Source organism: Mesorhizobium sp. M0019 (genome assembly GCF_040323975.1).
In the GTDB taxonomy this organism is placed as follows: domain Bacteria; phylum Pseudomonadota; class Alphaproteobacteria; order Rhizobiales; family Rhizobiaceae; genus Mesorhizobium.
This window is the reverse complement of sequence record NZ_JAMYVK010000106.1, coordinates 1-6,218: the sequence shown is the minus strand read 5'-3', so window position 1 is coordinate 6,218 and position 6,218 is coordinate 1. Positions and strand designations below refer to the sequence as shown.

Here is a 6,218-nt window from a genome sequence, read left to right as displayed (position 1 = left end):
GGGGGGGGCGCGCCCCGCGCGCAGCGGGACCGGCGACCCCGCCCCACCCACCCCCCCCGCCGGCCGGCTGCGGGCCCACCTCTCCCCCGCTTCGCGGTGGGCGAGGAACCCAGGTCCTGAGAGTTCGAGGATCACCCCGCGTCGCAGAGGCGCGTTTCGACCATTTCGCACAAATGGTGGTAGAGGCACAAATGCCCCTGCTGGATGATCGGCGTCGAGGTCGAGGGTACGTTGAGCAGGATGTCGGAGAGCGGCTTCAGCTTGCCGCCGGTATCGCCGGTCAGGCTGATCACCGTCATGCCCATCATGCGCGCTTGCTGGGCGGCGGCGAGGATGCTTGGCGAATTGCCGCTGGTCGAGATGGCGAGCAGCACGGCGCCCGCCGAACCATGCGCCTCGACCTGGCGCGCAAACACCGTGTCGAAGCCGTAATCATTGCCCCAGGCGGTCAGCACCGCCGCGTTGGCCGGCAGCGCGATGACGTTGTAGGCCTTGCGCTCCCTGAGGAAGCGGCCGACCAGCTCGCCGGCGATATGGATGGCGTCGCTGGCCGAACCGCCATTGCCTGCTATCAGCAGCGCCTTGCCCTGCGAAAGCGCGGCGACGACGGCGCTGACCGCCCGCTCCATCTCGCTGGTCAGGTCACGCTCGACCATCGCCGAAATCGCGGCCGCCGAGCGGGCCAGGTAATCGTTCAGTTCGGACATGAAACCCTCAGTTCCCGGCGCGCAATCTGCCGATGGTGCCGGTCGTGCTCTTGCCGGCGACGAGGTCGACCAGCACGACGCGCCCGCCGGCCTTCTGCACGACATCGGCGCCAACCACCTGATCGACCGTATAGTCGGCGCCCTTGACCAGTATGTCGGGGCTCAGCGCCTCGATCAGCGAAAGCGGCGTATCCTCCTCGAAGATGACGACGGCGTCGACCGAGGCAAGTGCTGCCAGCACGCAGGCCCGGTCATGCTGGTCGTTGACCGGGCGCCCCGGCCCTTTCAGCCGGCGCACCGAGGCATCGCTGTTGAGGCCGAGCACCAGCCGGTCGCACTGGCTGCGGGCCGCATGCAACAGGCTGACATGGCCGGCATGCAGGATATCGAAACAGCCATTGGTGAAGCCGACGCTCAAGCCCTCGTCTTTCCAGCCCGCCACCAGCCGCGCGGCGGCGGCGGCATCGAGGATCGCATCCAAGTGGGCGACCGGACCATGCGAGCGAAACAGCGCACCCGTGAGTTCCTCGATCGTCAGCCGCGCCGTGCCGCGCTTGCCGACGACAACACCGCCGGCGGCGTTGGCGATTGATCCTGCCATGACGCGGTCGGCGCCTGCTGCAAGTCCCAGTGCAAACGTCGCGATCACCGTGTCGCCGGCGCCCGAAACGTCGAACACTTCGCGCGCCTGCGTGGCGATATGGCGGGCGTCGTCCGCACCGATGACGCTCATGCCCTTTTCGCTGCGCGTCGCGACGACGAAATCGAAACCGTGCGTCGAAATCAGCTGGCGTGCCGCCGCCTCGATCTCGTCGTCGGCAAACACTGCGCGGCCGACCGCCTCGCCGAGTTCCTTGCGGTTGGGCGTGATTGCCGTCGCGCCGGCATAACGCGCATAGTCGCGGCCCTTCGGATCGATCAGCACCGGCTTGCCCGCTTGCCGGCAGATCGAGATCAGTTCGCCGGCGACACCGTCGAGCAGCACGCCCTTGCCATAGTCGGACAGGATGACGATGTCGGCCCGCGCCAGCGCTTCGCGAAAATGCCCGACCAATGCCGCGCGCTCGGCATCGCCCAGCGGCTTGATTTCCTCTTCGTCGAAACGCAGCACCTGCTGGTTGAGCGCGCTGAAGCGGCTTTTGGACGACGTCATGCGATCGGCATCCTGCGCCAGCCCGCCGGTGTCGACGCCAAAGTCGCCGAGCATGCGCATGAGGTTCTTGCCGGCCTCGTCAGCGCCGATCACCGAGACCGGTATCACGGCAGCGCCGAGCGAAACGATGTTGGCGACGACATTGCCGGCGCCGCCCATCGCCAGCGTTTCGCCGCGCCCGTGCAGCACGGGGATCGGCGCTTCCGGCGAAATGCGCTCGATCACGCCGTTGACGAAACGGTCGAGGATGAAATCGCCGACCACCAGCACGGTGGCGCCGGCGAAGCGCGAAATGGCGCGGTGAAGAGGTTCGGGAGAGGGCAGCTTGATCATGTCAACGCGTGGGAGAGCCGATTTTCAGTGATGGGAAATTCGATTGGCAGGGCCGGCCGTTCATGGCGATGCCGATATACCGCAATTTCAGCCGACGCAACGCCGGGCCTTCGACCGATCGCGGCGGCGAGACAGTGCGTCAGGTTTTCTGCAACGCGACATGCACGCCCAGTCCGACAAGCACCGCACCGCCGGCGCGCCGCATCAGGCGCTGCGCCCGGCTCGAGCGCCGCAGCCTGGCGATCACCGCGCCGGCCAGTATCACGCAAACAATGTCGGCCGACGAGAACATCAAATTGACGATCGTTCCAAGCACGACGAACTGCAGCCAGACCGGTAACGCTGCCGAGGCATCGATGAATTGCGGCAGGAACGCCATGAAGAAAATCGCCGTTTTTGGGTTGAGCACCTCGACGGCAATGCTCTCGAAAAAGGCGCGGCGGGCGGATTTCGGCTGAATTCCCGGCAAGACAACGTCGCCTTGCGCCTTGGCGCGAAACAGCGAAACACCGAGCCAGATCAGATACAGCGCACCGACCAGCTTGACCGCCATGTAAAGCACCGGCACGGCATGGAAAAGCACCGACAGGCCGACAGCGGCGGCGAAGACATGAACGTAGCCGCCAAGATGGATGCCGAGCGCCGCCATCAGGCCGGACCAGCGGCCGCGCGCCATGGTTTGCGCGGCGGCATAGAGCATGGCGGGGCCGGGGATATAGGCAAAGATCGCCGTGGTGGCGAAAAAGGCGACAAGCAGTTCGGTTGACGGCATTACCTTGCTCCTGTCGCCGATCGGCCGGCACGCCGACTGAAACGTGACCTTTGCGGCGCCACTATGGCGCTCATCCGGCCGCCCCGCCACCAGCTTTATCGACAGCCCGGCCCGCCTCCCCTATAAGGCCAGAATCCCACAAGGGCTACAATCGGCACAAGGTACCAGAGGCTTTCATGATCATCGTCACGGGCGGCGCCGGCATGATCGGTTCCAACATCGTCGCCGCGCTCAACGCCGAGGGTTTCAGCGACATCCTCGTCGTCGATGACCTCACCGACGGCCACAAGATCGCCAACCTCGCCGATCTCGAGATCGCCGATTATCTCGACAAGGACGATTTTCTGGCGCGGATGGAGGCCGGCGACCTCGGCCGCATCGAGGCGGTTTTCCACCAGGGTGCCTGCTCCACCACCACCGAATGGAACGGCAAGTTCATGATGGAGGTCAACTACACCTATTCGAAGCGCCTGCTGCACGCCTGCCTGGCCCTGCGCGTGCCGTTTCTCTATGCCTCCTCCGCTTCCGTCTATGGCGGCGGCGCCGAGTTCCGCGAGGAGCCGCAATACGAACGCCCGCTCAACGTCTATGCCTATTCGAAAAAGCTGTTCGACGACTATGTCCGCCGCTCTGTCTTCGATACCGACCACTCGCCGGTGGCGGGTCTGCGTTATTTCAACGTCTACGGACCGCGCGAGGCGCATAAGGGCGCCATGGCCTCGGTCGCCTTCCATCTGTTCAACCAGGTCGAGCAAGGGCAGAGCCCGAAGCTGTTCGGCGCCTATGGTGGTTTCGGGCCCGGCGAACAGAGCCGCGATTTCATCCATGTCGGCGATGTCGCCGACGTCAATCTGTGGCTGTGGAAACGCGGCTCGAGCGGCATCTTCAACTGCGGCACCGGCAAGGCCCAGCCCTTCCGCGCCATTGCCGAAACGGTGATCGATACGCTGGGCCAAGGCCAGATCGAGTTCATCGAGTTTCCCGACCACCTCAAGGGCAGCTACCAGAGCTTTACGCAAGCTGATATGTCCCGCTTGCGCGCAGCCGGTTACAATGGCCAGTTCCGCACAGTGGAAACCGGCGTCAGAGACTATGTCGAATGGCTGAAAGCCCAACGATCCTCGTGATCGGCCCACGCTGGGTGGGCGACATGGTGATGGCGCAGTGCCTGTTCCAGGCGCTGAGGGAGCTTCATCCGGATGCCGCCATCGACGTGCTGGCGCCGGCCTGGGCAGCACCGCTGGTCAAGCGCATGCCCGAAATCCGCCAGCAGATCGACCTGCCGCTGCAATCCGGCGCGTTCGAATTCCGCATCCGAAGGCGCTTCGGCCGCCTGCTGCGCGGCCGCTACGACATGGCCTTTGTCCTGCCGGGAAGCTGGAAGTCGGCGCTGATCCCGTTCTTTGCCGGCATTCCGCGCCGTGTCGGCCATCTCAAGGAAATGCGTTACGGGCTGCTGACCGACATCGTGCCGTTGCCCGATCGCCTGAAACGGCGCACCGCGCAGGCCTATTTCAGCCTTGCCCGTGGTGGCGCCTTCCGGGCGCCGAAGCTTGCCGTCGATCAAGCCAACCAGGCAGCATTGTTCGGCCGTTTCGGGCTGACGGCGGGGAAATTCGTGGCACTCATGCCAGGCGCCGAATTCGGTCCGGCCAAGCGCTGGCCGAGCGAACGCTATGCCGGGCTCGCCCGCGAGATGATGGCGAAAGGGTTTGGCGTGGCACTGTTCGGATCGAAGAACGATGCTGGGGTGACGGCGGAAATCGCCGCGCTGGCTCCGGGCGCCGTCGATCTTGCCGGCCAGACGCGGCTCGAGGATGCCATCGACCTGATCGCGGCGGCGAGGCTCGCCGTCTCCAACGACAGCGGGCTGATGCATGTCGCCGCCGCCGTCGGCACGCCGGTAGTCGCCGTTTACGGCTCGACCTCGCCGCAGAACACGCCGCCGCTCGCCGAGCGCCGCGAACTGCTCTGGCTCGGCCTGTCCTGTTCGCCCTGCCACAAAAAAATCTGCCCGCTCGGTCATCTCAACTGCCTGAACACGCTGGAGGTCGAACGCGTCGTGGCGGCGGCGGAGCGGCTGCTGGAAATGCCGGCCGCCGCATGAAAGTGCTGATCGTCAAGACATCGTCCATGGGCGACGTCATCCACACCTTCCCGGCGATCGAGGACGCGCGCCGCGCTCGGCCGGATATCTCCTTCGACTGGTGTGTCGAAGAGGCATTTGCCGGCATCGTGGCGCTGCATCCAGCCATCCAAACCATCCACAGCGTGGCGATCCGGCGCTGGCGCAGGAAGCTGCTCGAGCCCGGCACATGGCGGGAAGTGGTCGGCTTGCGCCGCGCCTTGCGCGATTGCCGCTACGACCTCGTCCTCGATGCACAAGGCTTGCTGAAATCGGCGCTGGTGGCGCGGCTGGCGGCAGCCCCGGTCGCCGGGTTCGATCGGTCGAGCGCCCGCGAGCCTTCGGCAAGCCTGTTTCATGGCCATCGCTATGCCGTGCCGCGCGGCCTGCATGCCATCGAGCGCACGAAACGCCTGTTCGGGCTGGCGCTCGGCTACGAGCCGGATTTTTCCAGGCTTGAATCGGGTATCGCGCCGCCAGCCGGAAGATCGACTTTTGCCGGTGAAAAGACCGCCTTCCTGCTGCACGGCACCAGCCGCGAGGACAAGAAATGGCCGGTCGCGGACTGGATCGAAACCGCCCGCCTGCTGGTGAACATGGGAATGACGCCGGTCACCACCTGGTCGAACGACCGGGAACAGGCGGTTGCCGAGGCGATCGCCCGCGCCATTTCGCAAACCGTGGTGGTTCCCAGGTCGCCGCTAGCCGAGATCGCCGCCGTCATCGGCGGCTCGGCGCTGGTCATCGGCGCCGACACCGGCCTGACCCATCTCGCCAGCGCTTTCGGCCTGCCGACGGTGGCGATATTCCTCGCTACCGAGCCTGGCCTGACCGGTCCGCGCGGGCCATTCTCATCGACGCTGCTAGCCAGGCCCGGCCACAGCGTCACGCCGCCGGAGGTGATGGCGGAAGCCGAAAGGCTTGTGGAGCGCCAGACGCTTGGTCAGGCCGGTGGCCGCTGATTTGCTCAATCAATTCAATCGGAAAGGTCAGCGTTGCCCCTTCCCTTCTCCCCTTGTGAGACCTTTGCACAGAAGCCGATTGGTGATTCTGTGATGATGGTCGAAGCAGGGAGATTCGGGATGGCGGATCGTGTTCTGGGTCAGTTGAGTCTGGCGGACGGGCTGG

At 65.4% G+C, this 6,218-nt stretch carries 6 protein-coding genes; 3 read left to right on the top strand and 3 right to left on the bottom strand.

The window, feature by feature from the left end; genetic code table 11:
- Positions 1-131: 131 nt before the first annotated feature.
- The 3 genes from NKK47_RS34630 to NKK47_RS34620 all read right to left on the bottom strand — a co-directional run bounded on the left by NKK47_RS34630 (position 132) and on the right by NKK47_RS34620 (position 2,965).
- Complete coding sequence (locus tag NKK47_RS34630; RefSeq protein WP_023678348.1) at positions 132-707, bottom strand: D-sedoheptulose-7-phosphate isomerase; 576 nt, start codon at positions 705-707, stop codon at positions 132-134.
- A gap of 7 nt (positions 708-714) precedes the next feature.
- Complete coding sequence (gene rfaE1, locus NKK47_RS34625) at positions 715-2,193, bottom strand: D-glycero-beta-D-manno-heptose-7-phosphate kinase (RefSeq protein ID WP_352579880.1); 1,479 nt, start codon at positions 2,191-2,193, stop codon at positions 715-717.
- Positions 2,194-2,332: 139 nt separating this feature from the next.
- Entirely contained in the window at positions 2,333-2,965 is a 633-nt protein-coding gene (locus NKK47_RS34620) for a LysE family translocator (protein ID WP_352579879.1), read from the bottom strand.
- Positions 2,966-3,141: 176 nt separating this feature from the next.
- On the opposite strand from NKK47_RS34620, the gene rfaD reads away from it, so the two are divergent.
- From rfaD to waaC, 3 genes are read left to right on the top strand one after another with little or no spacing between them, the layout of a single operon-like run.
- Complete coding sequence (rfaD, locus tag NKK47_RS34615; protein WP_352579878.1) at positions 3,142-4,092, top strand: ADP-glyceromanno-heptose 6-epimerase; 951 nt, start codon at positions 3,142-3,144, stop codon at positions 4,090-4,092.
- Positions 4,065-5,072, top strand: a complete 1,008-nt coding sequence (gene waaF, locus NKK47_RS34610; protein WP_352579877.1) for a lipopolysaccharide heptosyltransferase II — start codon at positions 4,065-4,067, stop codon at positions 5,070-5,072. The genes rfaD and waaF overlap by 28 nt, the downstream gene beginning before the upstream one ends.
- Positions 5,069-6,052: a lipopolysaccharide heptosyltransferase I gene (gene waaC, locus NKK47_RS34605; RefSeq protein ID WP_352567963.1), complete on the top strand. Its 984-nt coding sequence runs from the start codon at positions 5,069-5,071 to the stop codon at positions 6,050-6,052. The genes waaF and waaC overlap by 4 nt, the downstream gene beginning before the upstream one ends.
- The last annotated feature ends 166 nt before the right edge of the window (positions 6,053-6,218 follow it).

Excerpts from the sequence above, each read along its gene's own strand:
- NKK47_RS34630 (WP_023678348.1), bottom strand. The coding sequence starts at position 707 with ATGTCCGAACTGAACGATTACCTGGCCCGCTCGGCGGCCGCGATTTCG.
- rfaE1 (WP_352579880.1), bottom strand. The coding sequence starts at position 2,193 with ATGATCAAGCTGCCCTCTCCCGAACCTCTTCACCGCGCCATTTCGCGC.
- NKK47_RS34620 (WP_352579879.1), bottom strand. The coding sequence starts at position 2,965 with ATGCCGTCAACCGAACTGCTTGTCGCCTTTTTCGCCACCACGGCGATC.
- rfaD (WP_352579878.1), top strand. The coding sequence starts at position 3,142 with ATGATCATCGTCACGGGCGGCGCCGGCATGATCGGTTCCAACATCGTC.
- waaF (WP_352579877.1), top strand. The coding sequence starts at position 4,065 with ATGGCTGAAAGCCCAACGATCCTCGTGATCGGCCCACGCTGGGTGGGC.
- waaC (WP_352567963.1), top strand. The coding sequence starts at position 5,069 with ATGAAAGTGCTGATCGTCAAGACATCGTCCATGGGCGACGTCATCCAC.